General features: G+C 59.9%; 13 protein-coding genes. 11 read left to right on the forward strand and 2 right to left on the reverse strand.

Annotation, left to right across the window (positions count from 1 at the left end; genetic code table 11):
- Positions 1-163: 163 nt before the first annotated feature.
- From AC1DM5_RS28795 to AC1DM5_RS28825, 7 genes are all read left to right on the forward strand, one after another.
- Positions 164-2,041, forward strand: a complete 1,878-nt coding sequence (locus AC1DM5_RS28795) for a sensor histidine kinase (RefSeq protein WP_477819643.1) — start codon at positions 164-166, stop codon at positions 2,039-2,041.
- Positions 2,038-3,405 (forward strand): sigma-54-dependent transcriptional regulator, encoded by a 1,368-nt coding sequence (locus AC1DM5_RS28800; protein ID WP_477819644.1) that lies wholly within the window; start codon positions 2,038-2,040, stop codon positions 3,403-3,405. Before AC1DM5_RS28795 ends, AC1DM5_RS28800 begins: the two co-directional genes overlap by 4 nt.
- A 130-nt stretch (positions 3,406-3,535) precedes the next feature.
- A complete protein-coding gene (locus AC1DM5_RS28805; protein WP_477819645.1) occupies positions 3,536-4,885 on the forward strand; it encodes an FAD/NAD(P)-binding protein in 1,350 nt (449 codons plus the stop codon).
- Positions 4,886-5,308: 423 nt separating this feature from the next.
- Positions 5,309-7,252 carry a PrkA family serine protein kinase gene (locus AC1DM5_RS28810; protein WP_477819646.1) on the forward strand — a complete coding sequence of 648 codons (1,944 nt, stop codon included), beginning with the start codon at positions 5,309-5,311 and terminating at the stop codon, positions 7,250-7,252.
- A 35-nt stretch (positions 7,253-7,287) separates the two neighbouring features.
- Positions 7,288-8,565, forward strand: a complete 1,278-nt coding sequence (locus tag AC1DM5_RS28815; RefSeq protein WP_477819647.1) for a YeaH/YhbH family protein — start codon at positions 7,288-7,290, stop codon at positions 8,563-8,565.
- Positions 8,562-10,127, forward strand: coding sequence for a SpoVR family protein (locus AC1DM5_RS28820; protein WP_477819648.1), 1,566 nt, complete (start codon positions 8,562-8,564; stop codon positions 10,125-10,127). Before AC1DM5_RS28815 ends, AC1DM5_RS28820 begins: the two co-directional genes overlap by 4 nt.
- A gap of 122 nt (positions 10,128-10,249) precedes the next feature.
- Positions 10,250-10,681, forward strand: coding sequence for a hypothetical protein (locus tag AC1DM5_RS28825; RefSeq protein WP_477819649.1), 432 nt, complete (start codon positions 10,250-10,252; stop codon positions 10,679-10,681).
- Between the two features lie 26 nt (positions 10,682-10,707).
- Here AC1DM5_RS28825 and AC1DM5_RS28830 read toward each other — a convergent pair whose 3' ends face one another.
- Together AC1DM5_RS28830 and AC1DM5_RS28835 are read right to left on the reverse strand one after the other, a co-directional pair.
- Positions 10,708-11,346 (reverse strand): glutathione S-transferase N-terminal domain-containing protein, encoded by a 639-nt coding sequence (locus tag AC1DM5_RS28830; protein WP_477819650.1) that lies wholly within the window; start codon positions 11,344-11,346, stop codon positions 10,708-10,710.
- 3 nt (positions 11,347-11,349) lie between these two features.
- Positions 11,350-11,715 carry an ArsR/SmtB family transcription factor gene (locus AC1DM5_RS28835; protein WP_477819651.1) on the reverse strand — a complete coding sequence of 122 codons (366 nt, stop codon included), beginning with the start codon at positions 11,713-11,715 and terminating at the stop codon, positions 11,350-11,352.
- Between the two features lie 214 nt (positions 11,716-11,929).
- Between AC1DM5_RS28835 and AC1DM5_RS28840 the strand changes: the two genes are divergently transcribed.
- Genes AC1DM5_RS28840 through AC1DM5_RS28855 form a run of 4 tightly spaced genes read left to right on the forward strand, consistent with a single transcriptional unit; the run spans position 11,930 to position 16,786 of the window.
- A complete protein-coding gene (locus AC1DM5_RS28840) occupies positions 11,930-12,775 on the forward strand; it encodes an ABC transporter substrate-binding protein (RefSeq protein WP_477819652.1) in 846 nt (281 codons plus the stop codon).
- Between the two features lie 10 nt (positions 12,776-12,785).
- Positions 12,786-13,916 (forward strand): LLM class flavin-dependent oxidoreductase, encoded by a 1,131-nt coding sequence (locus AC1DM5_RS28845; protein WP_477819653.1) that lies wholly within the window; start codon positions 12,786-12,788, stop codon positions 13,914-13,916.
- Positions 13,917-13,940: 24 nt separating this feature from the next.
- Positions 13,941-15,770, forward strand: a complete 1,830-nt coding sequence (locus tag AC1DM5_RS28850; RefSeq protein WP_477819654.1) for a TRAP transporter large permease — start codon at positions 13,941-13,943, stop codon at positions 15,768-15,770.
- Positions 15,771-15,787: 17 nt separating this feature from the next.
- Positions 15,788-16,786 carry a TRAP transporter substrate-binding protein gene (locus AC1DM5_RS28855; RefSeq protein ID WP_477819655.1) on the forward strand — a complete coding sequence of 333 codons (999 nt, stop codon included), beginning with the start codon at positions 15,788-15,790 and terminating at the stop codon, positions 16,784-16,786.
- Positions 16,787-16,807 lie beyond the last annotated feature (21 nt).

Raw genomic sequence — 16,807 nt, forward strand, 5'->3', positions numbered from 1 at the left:
CATGATGGTCAAACAGCCTCCCGACTGGTGACGACTTATTTTGCAACGCGCGTGCCAGTTTCCTTCGATTGCCTAATTCATTGATATTATTGAATGCGACGGGCTGAAGCAGAAGCGATAGTGCGATTTTTCGCACAAAGTGATTTGCTGGCCGTGCGAAAAGATGCACAATGCGGTCATGCTCCAGAAGACAGCAAATGAACGTTTACTGACGCCTGAACAGCTTGGCCGGCGCTCCCGGTCCGTCTGGCTGATCTTTGCGGCGCTCGCTGCGATCCTCATCGGAACGGCCCTTTACGGCGCTGGCATCTATGGCCGTCTGCAGGCAATTGCAGCGCTGGAGGATCAGGGGCAGACTGACGCCAATCTCAAGGTGGCGTTGCTGCGTGCCGTTCTCGAAGGGCCACGGGCTCTGCCGCTGCTCCTTGCCGATGACCAGCAGGTGCGAGACGCTTTGGCCTCGGGGCAGGGAGAAGCCGTCATGGGGCTTGACCGCAAGCTCCAGAGCCTTGTCGCCGGCACCCGCGCCTCTGTTCTCTATGTAACCGGCAAGAACGGCATCGCGATCGCTTCCAGCAACTGGCAGGAGCCCCTGAGTTTTGTCGGCAACGACTATTCCTTCCGCGATTATTTCCGCCGTGCGATGGAAACGGGCACGGCAGAGCATTTCGCGCTTGGCAATGTCAGCAACCGGCCGGGCCTCTATATTTCCCGGTGGGTCGGGGATGCTGCGGCTCCGCTTGGCGTCGTTGTCGTCAAGATGGAGTTCGATCAGCTGGAATCCGATTGGCGCGATGCGGTCCGGCCGGCCTATGTCATCGACGAGCACGGCGTTGTGCTCATCACCAGCCTGCCGTCCTGGCGTTTTATGACGGCGAAGCCTCTGCCGCAGGAAAGCCTTGCGGCGATCAGGAGCAGCTTGCAATTCGGCGAGGCGCCATTGCTGCCCTTGCCGATCGAGGAACGGCAGGCGCTGAGGCCTGGAGCCGCAATCGTCCATGCCATCATGCCGGGCGCCGGGGAAGGCGAGTTCCTGCGATTGCGCACGGAGGTGCCATCGACAGCCTGGCAACTCGAATATCTCGTGCCGACCGAAGCGCCGATCGCGTCTTCGGTGCGCGAATGGCGGCTGCTGACATTGGCGGCCCTCATTCCGGTGTTGGCGATCATGACCTTCCTGCTGCGCCGCCGCCAGATCGTCGTCATGCGTATCGCGACCGAGCGCGCCGCCCGCGAGGAGCTGGAGCGCCGGGTGCTGGAGCGCACGCAGGACCTGAGCCGCGCCCGTGACCGTCTGCAGGAGGAGATATCGGACCACCGCGCGACCGATGCGCGGCTGCAGGTGGTGCAGCAGGAGCTGGTGCAGGCGAACCGCCTGGCGATCTTGGGGCAGGTTGCCGCAGGCGTGGCGCATGAGATCAACCAGCCGGTCGCGACCATCCGCGCCTATGCCGACAATGCCCGAACCTTCCTCAAACGCCAGCAGCCGGGATCGGCCGACGATAATCTCGATGCGATCGCCAACCTGACGGAGCGCATCGGCACCATCACCGAGGAGTTGAAGGCCTTTGCCCGCAAAGGCCGCACTGCGGCGGAACCGATCGAACTGCGCGCCGTCATCGAAGGCGCGGTCGTATTGCTGCGCAGCCGTTTTGCCGGCCGATTGGATGCACTCGATATCAGGTTACCTGCGGCCGATCTGAAGGTGAGCGGCAACCGCATCCGGCTGGAGCAGGTGCTGATCAACCTCTTCCAGAACGCGCTGGAAGCGCTGGAGGGCAGGGAGGGCGCGAAGGTTGAGGTCTTCTGCGAGGAGACGGACAGGGAGGTGGCGGTGACTGTGGCAGATAACGGCCCCGGCATATCGGAGAACATCCTTGGCTCGCTCTTTTCGCCTTTCAACACCTCGAAAGAAAAAGGGCTGGGCCTCGGACTCGTCATTTCAAAGGATATCGTTGCCGATTATGGCGGCCGTATCGAGGTCGAAAGCAACGAGAGCGGCACCCGCTTTACCGTTTATCTGCAGAAGGCACAGGCATGAGTGAAGCAATCCCGGTCTTGCTTGTCGATGACGACAAGGATCTCCTGAAGGCGACGAAACAGACGCTGGAGCTTGCCGGCTTTTCTGTTTCAACCTTTTCCGCAGCTACGGAAGCGCTGAAGGATCTGAACGCGGAGTTCTCGGGTGTCGTCGTTTCCGATATTCGCATGCCGCATGTCGACGGATTGCAGCTCTTCGATCGGATCCGCCGGCTCGATGAAGGCCTGCCCGTGATCCTGATCACAGGGCACGGTGACATCCCGATGGCCGTCAAGGCGATCCAGGACGGGGCCTATGACTTTATCACCAAGCCTTTCGCGGCCGACAGGTTGGTGCAAAGCGTGCATCGTGCCGCCGAAAAGCGCCGGCTCGTGCTCGACAACCGGTCGCTGCGCGAGGCGGCCGAGCAGGCACAAGGCGACCTGCCGCTGATCGGCCAGACGCCGGCCATGGAGCGCCTGCGGCGAACGCTCCGGCAGATCGCCGACACGGATGTCGATGTGCTGGTGACCGGCGAGACCGGCAGCGGCAAGGAAGTGGTGGCAAGCCTGCTGCATCGCTGGAGCCGTCGCTCGAAGGGAAACTTTGTGGCGCTGAATTGCGGCGCCCTGCCGGAAACCGTGATCGAGAGCGAACTCTTTGGCCATGAGGCCGGCGCCTTCACCGGCGCGCAGAAGAAGCGCATCGGCCGCATCGAACATTCGAGCGGTGGGACACTCTTCCTCGATGAAATCGAAAGCATGCCGCCTTCCGCGCAGGTGCAGATGCTGCGCGTCTTGGAAATGCGGGAAGTCATGCCGCTCGGTACCAACGAGGTGCGGCCCGTCGACCTGCGTGTCGTGGCCGCTGCCAAGATCGATCTCGGCGATCCGCGTGAGCGCGGCGATTTCCGCGAGGACCTTTATTATCGCCTCAATGTCGTCACGATCAGCATCCCGCCACTGCGCGACCGGCGCGACGATATCCCGCTTCTCTTCGCCCACTTTACCGAACGAGCCGCCAATCGCTTCAAACGTCCGGTTCCCGTGGCTTCGCCCGAACTGCGCCGGCACCTGAAAAGTCATGACTGGCCGGGCAATGTGCGCGAGCTCTCGCATTTCGCTGAGCGCTTCGTGCTCGGTCTTGACGCGGCACCGGTGGAACCGGGGCAAAACGGGGTGGAGAACAAAGATAGTCTCCTGCCTCTGCCGGCGAGGATCGACCGCTATGAGGCCGATATCATCCGCGAAACGCTGATCCAGAACGATGGCGATGTGCGCCGTACGATCGAAACTCTCGGCATTCCGCGCAAGACCTTCTATGACAAGCTGCAGCGTCATGGCATCGAGCGAGCCGCGTTCAGCTCTTCAAAGGCGGAGAGCTGACACGTCGGTTACCGGCAGTGCCGAAACGGATCCGGATATAACACCTTGGTTGAGAGTCCGGGGCCGTGACAAGTCGTCAAGCCGCTCTAGTTCCATCGATGCCTCACCCGGTGAATCATGGAACGAACGCTTGATTTATGATGTTGTTGTCGTCGGCTCCGGCTTTTCTGCGATCGCAGTCGTCTGCAATCTTGTCCGGAAACTTCCGCAGACGGCGTCCATCGCCGTCATCGGCGATGATCCGGGCTTCGGCAGAGGCACGGCCTATCGCACTGAAATGCATCTCCACCGGCTGAATGTCCCAGCGGCGCGCATGAGCCTCTTCACGGACAGGCCGGCCGATTTCGTGGAATGGCTGAGCCGCAAGAACCGTCCGTCGCGGGATGCCGATTTCGCGTCACGGAGCGATTATGGGCTCTATGTCAGGGATACGCTCGCAGATCTGCTGCGGCCTCGCGACGACCGATGCCGCGTCGATTTCATGAAGACCAAGGCCACCGGCTGCGTCGAGCGCTATCCGGGCGCCCTCGGCTTTCTGCTGGAGCATGGCGGCGAAATCGCCGGCCGCCACGTCGTCCTCTGTCTTGGGTTGGGAAATGCGAAATTGCCGGTCGATACCGGAGATCCCGGGAGCGCCATGCGTTCGCATGTGATCGAAAATCCCTGGCGCCTTTCCTGGCTGACACATGTCGGCCCGCAGGATCGGGTCTGTATCCTGGGCTCGGGCCTTACCATGATCGATCAGGTTCTTGGGCTTCGGTCGCATGGGCACCGCGGCCGCATCGATGTTCTCTCCCGTCGCGGGCTCGCGCCGCACGGACATGCCCGCGATCCGAAATCACCTGCCGCCATCGACATCGATGCAAAGGGGGCGACACTCAGCCAGATCCTGCACGGTATCAGGCGACAGGTGAGATCGGGGACCGACTGGCGAAGCGTCATGGATGGGCTGCGGCCCAGGACCCAGGCGATCTGGCAGAACCTCGCTCCGGCGGAGCGGTCGCGTTTCCTGCGGCATGCCCTGCCATGGTGGAACGTCCATCGCCATCGCGTGGCGCCCGACATCTACGACCGGTTCGAGCAATTGCAGCAGCAGGGTGTCGTCAATTTCCACGCCGGCTATCTCAAAACACTCAAGGATGCCGGTGACGGGATCGGCATCGAATACCGCAAAAGAGGACGCCGTGAGACGATTGCTCTCACAGTCGATTGGATCGTCAATTGCACGGGGATGGAACGGGCGGGGCTGGCGCATTCACCGCTTCTGCAGGAAATGCGCCGGCGGGGCTTTGTCGTTGCAGATTCGCTTGGGCTCGGAATCTCGGTAAACCGGGATTCGCGCGTGCTGAATTCAGAAGGCGCGGCGCAATCGAACCTTTATGCGGTCGGCGCGCTGACAGCCGGTCAATTCTGGGAGATTACCGCCGTTCCCGATATCAGGGCTCAGGCAGAACAGGTCGCTGCGCAAATAGCAATGTGAGAAGGACCCCGAGCCTTGACCGCATGGGTTGCGCTGCTGGCCTGTTTCGATCTGGCCTTGCTTTTCTCACGGACGGTTCTTGAAGGCAAATTTCACATTCGGACGGCGAGAAATCCTCGCTCCATCGAATCAGGCAGCCCTTTAAGGGGCACCAACACATATTCGCGCCATGGCGTGAAGGTGCGCGGCGTTCTCTTTCATACCGCGCGCGAATAATACTCCCGGTGCTGCCGCAAATCTATAGAGGCGGTCAACTTTCGAGGATCAAATCGGCAGGTTACGCGCAATTTTTTGTGTAGCGATGCTGGAATGCCAGCCATGTCTTATTTCCGTCTAGGAGGACCTTGATCTTTCGAAACATTGGCGCACCATCTTACTTAGCGAAGGCGAAAATCGCTGAGGCAGACCTTTATAGGAGGGCCTATGCTGAACAACTCCCTATTTGATGCGTTCACCCGTAACTACGAGTCTCGCCGCGAGACGGATATGTCTATCGCGGACTATCTGTCCTTATGCAAGAAGGATCCGATGGCTTATGCCAACGCCACCGAGCGGCTGCTGGCGGCAATCGGCGAACCTGAGATCATTGATACAGCCAAGGATTCGCGGCTCGGGCGGGTCTTCATGAACAGGACGATCCGAACCTATCCGGCCTTTGCGGGATTTTTCGGTATGGAAGAGACGATCGAGCGGATCGTGTCCTTCTTCCGGCATGCAGCCCAAGGCCTGGAAGAGCGTAAGCAGATCCTCTACCTGCTCGGTCCCGTCGGCGGTGGCAAGTCTTCGCTTGCGGAGCGCCTGAAGCAGCTCATGGAGGTCAATCCCATCTATGTGCTGAAGGCAGGCGACGACTTGAGCCCGGTCTTCGAAAGCCCCCTCAATCTCTTCGATCCTCTGGCCATGGGGCCGTTGCTGCTCGAAGAATACGGTATCCCTACCCGTCGCCTCAGCGGCCTGATGAGCCCATGGTGCCTGAAGCGCCTCGACGAGTTCGACGGCGACATCTCTCGCTTCCGCGTCGTGAAAATCCAGCCGTCCAGGCTTCGCCAGATCGCGATCGCCAAGACCGAACCGGGTGACGAGAACAACCAGGACGTCTCATCGCTGGTCGGCAAGGTCGATATCCGTAAGCTCGAGCACTATTCGCAGAACGATCCAGACGCCTACAGCTATTCCGGCGGTCTCAATCGCGCCAATCAGGGCATTCTGGAATTCGTCGAGATGTTCAAGGCGCCGATCAAGATGCTGCACCCGTTGCTGACGGCGACGCAGGAAAGCAACTACATGGGCACCGAGAATATCGGTGCGATCCCGTTCTCGGGTATCATCCTTGCCCATTCGAACGAAGCGGAATGGCAGACTTTCAAGGCCAACAAGAACAATGAAGCCTTTATCGACCGCATCTGCGTCATCAAGGTTCCCTATTGCCTCCGGGTCATGGAGGAGCAGAAAATCTACGAGAAGTTGATCGAAGGCTCGGAGCTTGCAGATGCGGCCTGCGCGCCAGCGACGCTGGAGATGCTGGCCCGCTTCTCCGTCCTGTCACGGCTTCGCAAGCACGAGAATTCCAATCTCTTTTCAAAGATGCGCGCCTATGACGGCGAAAGCCTGAAGGAAACCGATCCGCGCGCCAGAAGCGTACAGGAATATCACGATGCCGCAGGCGTCGATGAGGGCATGGACGGAATATCGACACGTTTCGCCTTTAAAGTCCTTGCGTCGACCTTCAACCACGACACAACGGATATCGGCGCCGACCCCGTTCATCTGATGTATGTTCTGGAACAGGCTATCCGCCGCGAGCAGTTTTCCGAGGAGACGGAAAAGCGCTATATGGAGTTCATCAAGGCAGAACTGGCGCCGCGTTATGCGGAATTCATCGGCAACGAGATCCAGAAGGCCTATCTGGAATCCTACTCCGATTACGGTCAGAATCTGTTCGACCGTTACGTCGATTACGCGGATGCCTGGATCGAGGACGTCGATTTCAAGGACCCCGATACAGGACAGTTGCTCGACCGCGAACTTCTGAACCAGGAGCTGACGAAGATCGAAAAACCCGCGGGCATCGCCAATCCCAAGGATTTCCGCAACGAGATCGTCAAGTTCTGCCTCAGATCGCGCGCCCACAATGGCGGTAAGAACCCATCCTGGACCAGTTATGAAAAAATCCGGGAAGTGATCGAAAAGCGGATGTTTTCGCAGGTCGAGGATTTGCTGCCGGTCATCTCCTTCGGATCGAAGAAGGATAGCGAGACTGAAAAGAAACACAGTGAGTTCGTCTCGCGCATGGTCGCGCGGGAATATACCGAACGGCAGGTTCGCCGGCTGGTGGAATGGTACATGCGCGTCAAACAGGCGAGTTAGGTAGGCTGTCCGGCGAGTACCCATTAGGAGCAAACATGCACATCATTGACCGGCGGCTTAATCCGCGCGGTAAAAGTTTAGAAAATAGACAACGGTTTCTACGGCGTGCCAAGGACGCCGTAGCACAAGCGGTTAAACGATCTTTGCAAAACCGCTCCATCCGCGATGTGCTTGATGGCGGCGAAGTTACTCTTCCGATCGGCGGCATGGCCGAACCGGGCCTTCACCGGGGCGGAGGGGGAATTCAGGATCGCATTCTTCCCGGCAATCAGAAATTCGTCGAGGGTGATTTCATCAAGCGTCCGCCGGCATCGGGCGGCGGCCGTTCGTCCGAGGCGGGAGAGGGCGACGGCGAAGATGGCTTCCGCTTCGTCCTGACCCGGGAGGAGTTCCTCAACATCTTCCTCGAAGATCTGGAATTGCCTGATCTCGCCAAGCGGCGACTGAGCGAGACCGAGGAGGTGACACCGCAAAGGGCCGGTTTTTCTGTCTCCGGCTCCCCCTCCAACATCGCCGTCGGGCGCACGACACGCCTTGCCATGATGCGGCGCCTGGCGCTTCATCGCCCGAAGGTAGAGGAAATAGAGGCGCTCCAGAAGCAGATCGACGAATGCGACAATGCCGAAGAGCGCCTTGTTCTTGAAGACAGGCTGAGGACCCTGACGCTCAAAAGCAAGCGCATCCCCTATATCGACCCGCTCGACGTCCGCTATCGGCGCTTTGAAAACACACCGAAGCCCGTGGTCAAGGCGGTGATGTTCTGCCTCATGGACGTGTCCGGTTCCATGAGCGAGCATATGAAGGATCTCGCCAAGCGCTTCTACCTGCTCCTCTATCTCTTCCTGTCGCAGCGTTATGAGAAGGTGGAGATCGTCTTCATCCGCCATACTGAAAAGGCGGAGGAAGTCGATGAGGAGACTTTCTTCTATAGCCCGGCGACAGGCGGCACGCTGGTTTCCAGTGCGCTGGCGGTCATGCGCTCGATCGTTGCCGCGCGGTTCGATCCGACGGAATGGAACATCTATGCGGCGCAGGCCTCCGATGGCGACAATTCCTATTCCGACGGCGCTCTGACCGGCCAGCTGCTGCAGCAGGAAATCCTGCCGGTCTGCCAGTACTTCGCCTATATCGAAGTCGGTGAGGAAGACGGGGATTCCTCGATGTCGAGGTCACCGCTCTGGACGCTCTATCAGGAGATCCGCTCCGCAGCACTGCCTCTTGCCATACGCAAGGTCTGCCGCAAGAACGAGATATTCCCTGTTTTCCATGACCTGTTTCAGAAGAAGGCTGCCAAGGCAGGGGCTACGCCATGAAGACCAGCACGCGGCATAAGGAAAAGCTTCTCTTTGAAGGGGCTGACTGGGATTTTCCGACCCTGCAGCGCATTCATGATGCCTGTGAACACATCGCGCTTGGGGAACTGGGCCTCGATGTCTATCCGAACCAGATCGAGGTCATTACATCGGAGCAGATGCTCGATGCCTATTCCTCGACGGGCATGCCGCTCTTCTATCGCCACTGGTCCTTCGGGAAGCATTTTGCCCATCACGAAGCCTTTTACCGTCGCGGCATGCGCGACCTCGCCTATGAGATCGTCATCAACAGTTCGCCCTGTATCTCCTATCTCATGGAGGAGAATACGGCGACCATGCAGACGCTGGTCATTGCGCATGCTGCCTTCGGCCATAACCACTTCTTCAAGAACAACTATCTGTTCAAGCTCTGGACCGACGCCGAAGGCATTCTTGATTATCTCGACTTCGCCAAGAGCTACATTTCTCGTTGCGAAGAACGATATGGCGAAGTGGCCGTCGAACGCACGCTCGATGCCGCACATGCGCTGATGTCGCACGGTGTGCACCGCTATGCCGGCAAGACGACGGTTGACCTGCGGCAGGAAGAAAAGCGGCTGCAGGAGCGCCGTGCGCACGAGGAGAAGATCTTCAACGATCTCTGGCGCACCGTGCCTGTCGGCCTCAAGCGCAACAAGTCCGATCGCGATCTCGAGCGCCGGCGTGCCGCCCTCGGCTTGCCGCAGGACAATATACTTTACTTCCTCGAAAAATCCGCACCCCGGCTGCATTCCTGGCAGCGCGAGATCTTGCGCATCGTGCGCCACGTCGCCCAGTATTTCCATCCCCAGCGCCAGACCAAGGTGATGAACGAGGGGACCGCCACCTACGTCCACTACAACATCATGCAGCGCCTGCACGAGCGCGGGCAGCTCAGCGACGGCAACTATTTCGAGTTTCTGAAATCGCACACCAATGTCGTGTTCCAGCCGATGTACGATGATCGGCGTTTCTCCGGTTTCAACCCCTATGCGTTGGGCTTTGCGATGATGCAGGATATCGAGCGCATCGTGACGGAGCCTACCGGCGAAGACCGCGACTGGTTTCCTGACATTGCCGGACGGGGCGATCCGATGGCGGTCCTGCGTGATATCTGGGCCAACTACCGCGACGAGAGTTTTGTCAGCCAGTTCCTGAGCCCAAGCCTCATGCGCCGGTGGCGCATGTTCCAGCTCCACGACGATCCGGAGGTTCAGGAGGGTATCCTGGTTTCCGCGATCCATGACGAGCGCGGGTATCGGCGTATCCGCCGGCAACTCTCCCGCGGCTACGATATCGGCCATACCGACCCGGCTATTGAGATCGTCGACGTCGATCTCGCAGGTGACCGTAGATTGCTGTTGCAGCACCGAGCCACCAATGACGAGTTCCTGGAAGAGGAGGATCTGAAGCTCGTCCTGCAGCACCTTGCCGATCTCTGGAGCTATGACGTTCTGCTGGAAGAACTCGACAGCAAGGAGAGTGTCGTCCGAAAGCACGTCGCCCATCCGCGGATATTTTCGCGACAGAGCGAATTCGCCTGAGTGGCGGGATTCTGCCTGCATTTAAGAGACACGATTCTTCAAACGTGATTGGACAGGCAGCGTAGTTGGGATCAACCTTTCCGAGGGGGCGTGCAGTCTATTTTTCCAAATAGGAGGCCGTCATGGAACAATACGCAGTCGATCAGCTTAAGGCTATAGCCAGGGTCAGCCGTACCACGCCACAACTGTCTCGCGCCGAGCGGTTGGACCGGTGGGCTGAGCTTCTGGAAGTCGATCCTGCGCGTTCGCTCGTTACCCTTCGGGAAACCGAATATCTACCCCGCGACCAGCGGACACTGATGAGGATCACCGGGTCACCCATATCCGTAGCCTATGACGATCCGGTTCTGCGTGCCGCCGGTCTCGAAGGCGATACTTATGGGGACGCCCAGAGCTTCTTCGATCTTAACGATCGGCAACTGCACGGGCTCGTCTGCTCCTGCCATTTCGGAGCACGGGTCGATGCGGGTGTCATCGCCCGCCATCTGAGAGCGACCTCCATACCGGGCATGAAGGGCATTCTGGCGCGCATGCGGCTGATGTTTACGCGATAGGCCGACTGCCTATCCGAAACCAATGATTAGACACCTGGCGGCAGCGGAACCGGGGTGGTGAAATGTGGCACTTCGTAGCCGCGCTTCACCTGCGGCCGGGCGGCAAGCTGCAGATACCAGCGGCGGACATTCGGGAAGTCGCTGAGGTCGATCTTGTGGCGCACGAAACGCGAAACCCAGGGCCAGACGGCCATGTCGGCGATTGAATAGTCGCCGACAAGGTGCTCTCCGCCTTCAAGTCTTGCGTCAAGTGTTTCATAGAGCCTTATTGTATCCTTGCGGAAAAGCTCTTCGGCGAAGGGCGCGCGACCTTCATTGTAAGTCAGGAAATAATGGGCATGGCCGAGCGTCGGCCCGAAGCCGCCCATCTGCCACATCAGCCATTCGATCGTGTGATGGCGGGCAGCACCTTCCCGCGGCAGGAACCGTCCCGTCTTTTCGGCGAGATAGAGAAGAATGGCCCCGGATTCGGCGAGGGTAATACCGGTTTCGTGATCRACGATGGCTGGGATTTTGCTGCCCGGATTGATCGCGACATAGTCGGCGGAAAACTGATCGCCTTTGGTGATATCGATCGTGTGGGCCTTATAGGGCAGCCCGAATTCCTCGAGCGCGATCGATATCTTCAGGCCGTTCGGCGTGATCCAGGTATAGAAGTCGATCATAGGTCAGTCGAACATCACTTCATCGACCGGCAGTTTTGCCATTCCGAAGCGGCCGGTAACGTCGTCGAGGCCGGAGAACATGTCCCGCAGCGCGTGGACGATGGTCTTAATCCTCGGATCGACGACACGATAGACGATCGCCTTGCCGTCGCGGTGCCCTTCGATGACGTTTGCCTCACGCAATTCCGCAAGTTGTTGTGAAAGCGTCGGCTGGCGGATGCCGAGTTCGTCTTCCAGCGCGGACACCGATGCTTTCGTTTCGATCAGATAGCAGACGATTGCCAGCCGGTTCGCATTGGCGACCAGCTTCAGAAGCTCACTCGCCTCGCCGACACTGCGGCAGACCCTCGATGATACGGGCTTGGTCATGGCCACCTCTTTTGTTCTACAAAAAAGTAAAGTGAGCGCTCGGAGATTTCAATGCTCGATGCCTCCGGGAGTGCGGTTGCGATAAAAGATTTTATTATTGGTAGATTTAATAGGTTTTTGATCTGGTATCCCGTTGGTCCTCGGGACGGCTTTCCTCGCTTTCAATTTATAAAAAAGTAAATTGATCGCAATGACCATCCTGACCGGAATGAAGATGAGAATCGGCGTTCATCCCAACAATCTCCACTTGCGGCTCGCCAGCGTATGGCCGGGTGCCTTTGCCGGGCTCGATCCGATCTTCGTTCCCTATGCTGAAGGCCGTGACACGGCCTCGCTGCTGGAAGGCGGCGCGATCCATGTCGGCGGAACCGGCTCGACGCCGCCGATCGAGGCGGATGCGCGTGGCCTTCATGTCGAATATGTCGCTGCATCGGCGCCGCGGCCAGCCAATGGCGCGATCTTCGTGCGCGCCGACAGTGATATCGGCTCGGTAGCTGATCTTGCCGGCCGAAAAATCTCGCTGATCGACGGTTCGTTTCACACCTATCTGCTCGCTCGCAGCCTGGAGGGTGAGGATCTCGCGCTTGGTGACGTCGAGCGCATCGAAAGCGGCACGCGGGATTCCCTGACGGAACTGCTGGAGGGCAGGGTCGATGCCTGGGTTGCCATGTCGCCGCGGCTGGAGAAGGCGATCGGCCGGACGGATCTTCGTCTCATCGTCCGCTGTGGCGCCACCATCCCCAACCGGTCGCTATTCTGGAGCCTTGCGCGCATCGGACTTTCCCCAAGCGAAATCGCCGGCATTGCCTCGGAGCTTGTCCGTGTCGGCAGCGAGATCGCCGCCGATCCTGTAAGGGCAGCTCATCTTCTGGCGGAAAACGACCATAGCGGTACCGACGCCGAGGCTTGGGAGAGGGTAGTGCGCTCACGCGATTTCTCGGTGGTGCCGATCGATGCAGCAGTGCTGGCCGAGCAGGAGGAAGAAGCCGACACGCTCTTCCGCCACGGCCATTTTGATCGCGCGGTCGCCATTGGCGGACCGCTGGAAGCAACGAAGTGAGGAGCCGGGAATGAACGTCTTCTGGTATATGTGTGCTCCTGACGGCCCCTATCCGTGGCAGCCGGAAGGCTCGCGTCAGGTCGATTACGGTTATTACAAGCAGCTCGCCCAGGCCTATGACCATCTTGGTTATACAGGCGCACTCTTTGCGACCGGCGCTCACGATGTCTGGGTGCTGGCAAGTGCACTGCTTTCCTATACCGAGCGGCTGCGGTTCCTCGTCGCCATCCATCCGGGCCTCGTCGCACCGACGCTGCTGGCCAAAATGGCCGCGACCTTTCAGGAATTTGCTCGCGACCGCCTGCTGATCAACGTCGTCTCAGGCGATGCCAAAATGCTCGGCGCCTATGGCATGATGCTGCCGCATGACGAACGTTACGACATGGCGGATGAATATCTACAGCTCTGGCATCGGCTCTTCGCCGGCAAGAGCGTCACCTATCAAGGCAAGTATTTCTCCACTGACGGCGCCAAGCTCGCCCTTCCGGTCGGCGAAAGTATAACCCCGCCGCCGCTCTGGTTCGGCGGTTCCTCCGACAAGGCGCTCGATGTCGCGGCAAAGCACGTCGATACCTACCTTTCCTGGGGTGAAACGCCGGAGCAGATCAAAGGCAAGGTCGACGCAGTAAAGGCGCGTGCCGCCCAATACGAACGTGAGCTCGAATATGGCATCCGCCTTTATGTGATCGTGCGTGAAACGGACGAGAAGGCGTGGGAAGCCGCAGCCGACCTTTACGGCCGCATGGACGATGCGGCGATTGCCGCCAACCAGCGTTTCGTTGCCCGCAGTGATTCCGTCGGCCAGCAGCGAATGACGGCGCTGCATGGCGGCTTGAAGCCGGCCAACCTGCGCGATCTCGAAGTCGCTCCCAATCTTTGGGCCGGCATCGGCCTGGTACGGCCCGGTCCCGGGACGGCAATCGTCGGCTCGCCCGATACGGTGCTGCGCACGCTGGAGGCCTATCAGAAGGCCGGCGTCGAAACCTTCATTCTTTCCGGCATGCCGCTGCTTGAGGAAGCCTATCGTTTCGGCGAAAAGGTTCTGCCGCGTCTCGATGTCAGCAGGGAAGTGTCGAAGGCGCGCAACTATACTTGGTCGACGCTCTTCGATCGCGACCTTTCCACCGTCAAGAGCGCCTGATCCTCCGGCGAGAAAGCAAGTTCCGTGGCAGCAAGCGAATTCGATCCAGCCGAACAAGAGACGACAGGGGACGGGCTCGCCGCCCGCATCCTCAAGGCGATCGAAGGCATCCTTGGCGTTGCCGCCGCGTCAGTGCTTGCCGTGCTGCTCGTCATGGTGCTGGTGACGGTCTGCATGCGCTATTTCTTCGCCGCCGGCTTCATCGGCGCTGAAGATCTCGGCATCTGGCTGCACGTACTACTGATCGCGCTCGGCGCGCCGCTCAGTCTCAACAGTGCGCTTGCCATGCGTCTCGACGTCTTCGTCAAGATGATGCCGGAGCGCCTCTACCCGGCAACGCAGGTGGCGGCGGATGTGTTCACTGTGCTTTCCGGTCTCATCCTGAGTTTCGGCGGCAGCGAGATCATGACCATGCTTGGCGGCATCTCTCCGACGCTCGGCGTGCCGGAATGGATCCGCTTCGGCTTTCTCGGTGCCGGCGGCGCTCTCATCCTCGTCGTTCTTCTGCTGCAGCGCATAACCGAAGGAAAGCTCTGGCCGGGCCTGCTCTCCTTCGCAGTCGGCGCGGCACTCTATGCCGGCATTCCCTTCGTCTCCATCGAGCTCGACTGGCCGCCCAGCATCTTCCTTGGCCTGATTGCCGCCATTGGCCTCGTGCTTGCAGCGCCCTTGCCGCATGCCTTCCTGGCCGCCGCCTATGTGGTGATCGCTTTCGGCAGCAGCTTGCCGGAACCGGCGATCGTTTCATCGACCGTAACCGGCATCTCGAAATTCCTGCTGCTGGCCATCCCCTTCTTCCTGCTTGCCGGCGGTCTGCTGACGGCATCGGGTGTTGCAAACCAGCTCGTGCGCTTCGCTGCCGCCATGGTCGGCCATCGCCGCGCCGGTCTTGCCCAGACGACGCTGCTGACGAGCGTGCTCTTTTCGGGTGCCTCCGGCTCCTCGGTTGCCAATGCAGCTTTCGGCGCATCCACCTTCCAGCCGGAACTTGTTCGTCACGGCTACCCGCCGGCAAAAGCCGCGGCGATCATCGCGGCGACCTCGGTGCTCGACAATGTCATCCCGCCCTCGATCGCCTTCCTGATCCTCGCGACTGCTACCAATCTTTCGGTTGGCTCGCTGCTGGTAGGAGGCTTCTTCGCCGGCGGGCTGATGGCGATCTGCCTTGCCGTCGCCATTCATCTGACGGTCCGCGATCAGGCGCCTCTGCCACGGGCCACATCGGCGCAGCGCTGGCAATCGGCTGTCCAGGCAATTCCGGCTTTCGGTCTCGGCGTCATCGTCGTCGTCGGCATCCGCATCGGCATCGTCACGACGACGGAGGCCGCCGCCCTGGCCGCCTTCTACACCTTCCTGCTGGGCGTCGGTGCACGGCTTGGCGTGTATTCGCTTTACGCTGCCTTCCGCCAGGCCGCCGTCGAAGCCGCGGCGATCGGCCTGTTGATTGGCACGGCTGGTCCCTTCGCCTTCCTCCTGGCTGTCGATGATGTCTCGGGCCTGATCTCTCATCTGACGACGGTGCTCGGCGGCAGCGCGCTAGCCGTAATCCTTCTGTCCAACGTCATCCTGCTGGTTGTTGGCCTTGTTCTCGACATCGGCGCGGCGATCCTGCTCTTCGGGCCGATCCTGCTGCCGGCCGCCGTCGCCGCAGGCATCGATCCGATCCATTTCGGCGTCATCATCGTCGTCAACCTGATGATCCACGGCCTGACGCCGCCGCTCGGCATGCTGATCTTCGTCGTCAGCGGCGTGACCCGCATTCCAGCCTCCGCCCTGTTCAAGGCGGTCGTTCCCTATCTGCTTGCACTTCTCGTTTCCCTCGCAATCCTTTGCGCCTGGGCGATCATCTTCTAACCGACAGGACCTTATTCATGGACAACTTCAACCGACGCAATTTCCTGAAGACCGCCGCAATTGCCGGCACTGCCCTTGCCGCCCCGGCTTTCGTTCGCACGGCGGCTGCCCGCACGACGACGATCACGATCGCCTCGCTGCTCGGCGACGATAAGCCGGAGACGAAGATCTGGGTAAAGATCAGCGAGCTGGTCGAAGCCAAGCTGCCGGGCCAGTTCAAGTTCAACATCGTCAAGAGCGGTGCGCTCGGCGGCGAAAAGGAAGTGGCGGAAGGTGTTCGCCTCGGCTCCATCCATGCCAGCCTTTCGACGGTTTCCTCGCTGTCTGGCTGGGCGCCTGAGCTGCAGATCCTTGACCTTCCCTTTCTGTTCCGCGATGCCGACCATGTCCGCCGTACCGTCAGCGGCGATGTCGGCGCCGATCTGAAGACTAAGCTGCAGGCGCAGAATTTCGTCGTCGGCGATTTCATCAATTACGGCGCCCGTCATCTGCTCACCAAGGAGCCGGTGACGCGTCCGGAACAGCTGAAGGGCAAGCGCATCCGCGTCATCCAGAGCCCGCTGCACACCAAGCTCTGGAGCGCCTTCGGCACGACGCCGATCGGCATCCCGATCACCGAGACCTATAATGCACTGGCAACCGGTGTTGCCGACGCGATGGACCTCACCAAATCGGCCTATGCCGGCTTCAAGCTCTATGAAGTCGTGCCTTACATGACCGAGACCGGCCATATCTGGGCGTCGGGCATCATCTATTATTCCTCGACCTTCTGGGGCGGTCTGAACGACGAGCAGAAGGCTGTTTTCCAGCAGGCCTCCACGGAAGGTGCAGCTTATTTCAACCAGCTGATTGTCGATGACGAGGTCGCATCGGTCGAAATCTCGCTGAAGAATGGCGGCAAGCTGCTGAAGCCCGAAGCCTTCGACGAATGGCAGAAGGGCGCTCAGGGCGTGTGGGACGATTTCGCCCCTGTCGTTGGTGGCCTCGACCGCATCAAGGCCGTCCAATCGGCCTGAGACAGCTGTGAACGTGAGGCT

The organism is Rhizobium sp. 01T437 (genome assembly GCF_056398505.1).